The sequence below is a fragment of the Endozoicomonas acroporae genome (assembly GCF_002864045.1).
Lineage (GTDB): Bacteria > Pseudomonadota > Gammaproteobacteria > Pseudomonadales > Endozoicomonadaceae > Endozoicomonas > Endozoicomonas acroporae.
Genome location: NZ_PJPV01000065.1, coordinates 1 through 1,544, shown reverse-complemented (window position 1 = coordinate 1,544; position 1,544 = coordinate 1). Strand labels below are relative to the sequence as shown.

1 protein-coding gene is annotated in these 1,544 nt (G+C 61.1%); it reads left to right on the top strand.

The genetic code is table 11. From position 1 onward, the window contains the following. The coding region (locus CX664_RS11320; RefSeq protein ID WP_180966463.1) for a putative Ig domain-containing protein at positions 1-1,544 on the top strand (1,544 nt) is incomplete at both ends.

Genomic DNA, 1,544 nt, shown 5'->3' with positions numbered 1-1,544 from the left:
GACCGGTACTGGATGTTGCCCTGGTCGACCAGAGTGCCGCTCAGGACACCCCCTTCAGCTACCAGCTGCCCGCAGACAGCTTCAGCGATCTGGAGGGTGATGCCCTGAGCTACAGTGCCACCCTGGCCGATGGCAGTGCCCTGCCCGTCTGGCTCAGCTTTGATGCCGCCAGCACCACGTTCTCGGGTACTCCCGGCAGTGGTGACGTCGGTTCGCTGTCCGTTACGGTCACTGCCAGTGATGGCCTGGCCAGTGCCTCGGACACCTTTACCCTGGCGGTAGCGGCCGACCCCGCAACCCCACCGGCAGACAATCAGGCACCCGAGTTGCAGGCCTTCCCCGGTGCCGATGCGCTGGCGGCCTTTGCCCTGGCGGGCGGCAGCGGTGATGTGGCTGCCGATCTGACCGACCACGGCCACCAACTGACCTTCAACAGCGGCGTCACCCACAGTGACTCAGGCGTACAACTGAACAGCGCCGGTGGTTCCATCGGTTCACTGACCCTTGACGGGGCAATGACCATTGCCACCACCTTTACCTATCACAGCCACACTGCCTGGGCACGGATGGTTGACCTGGGCAATGGCGCTGGTACCGATAATATTCTGATCGCCAGCCCATCGGAAGGACGAATAGAGGCCCAGATTTTCCACGGTGGCAGCATTGTCGGCTCGGTGGCGTTTGATAACTTCTTCTCTCTGGATGAAACCTTCCACCTGGCCCTGACGGTGGATGCTGATGGCCATTTGCACCTGTACAAGAACGGTGTTGAAGTGGCGGACAATCCCGGCCAGGGACCCGCCGGTGTCGAGTTGACCAGCAACCTGGTCGGTGCCAGTAACTGGCCACAGGATACTGCCACCGATGGCACCATCAAGGATCTGATGATCCTCGACAGCGCCCTGTCGGCCAGTGACGTCAGTGAGCTTTACCAGCTCGCCCAGAGCGACGACCTGCAGTCCTTCGTGACCCCGCTGGGCATCAATGAAAGTGCCCAGCCGGGCACCGTGGTGGGGCAGGTGTCGGCCAGTGACGCCAATGGTGATAGCCTGACCTTCAGCCTCACTGACGATGCCGGTGGTCTGTTTGCCATTGATGCCAATACCGGCGCAATCAGCGTCGCCGGTGCCCTGGATCACGACAGTGCTGACCGCCATCAGCTGACCGTGCGGGTGACCGATGCGTACGGTGCTTTCAGTGAACAGCCCTACACCGTGTCGGTGGCGCAGGATCCCTACCAGGATCTGCAGCTGGACACCAACCTGGTGCGTAACGGTGATTTCACCACCGATGAACACTGGACCATGACCGGATCGGTGGAGTTCTATGATAATCGCCTGGTGTTTAATGGTATCGGCGCAGGTGGTGCGTCAGACGGCGTCGTGGAACAGGTGATTCAGGGCCATCCGGACATCAACTACAGCCTGAGCCTGGATTACGGTGCTGCCTGGTCCGACGGGCCGGTGTCCGGTCAGGTGGAAGTGGTTGATGAAGCGTCCGGAGAGGTGCTGGCCACACAGGCATTCAACAACGACTCCATGACC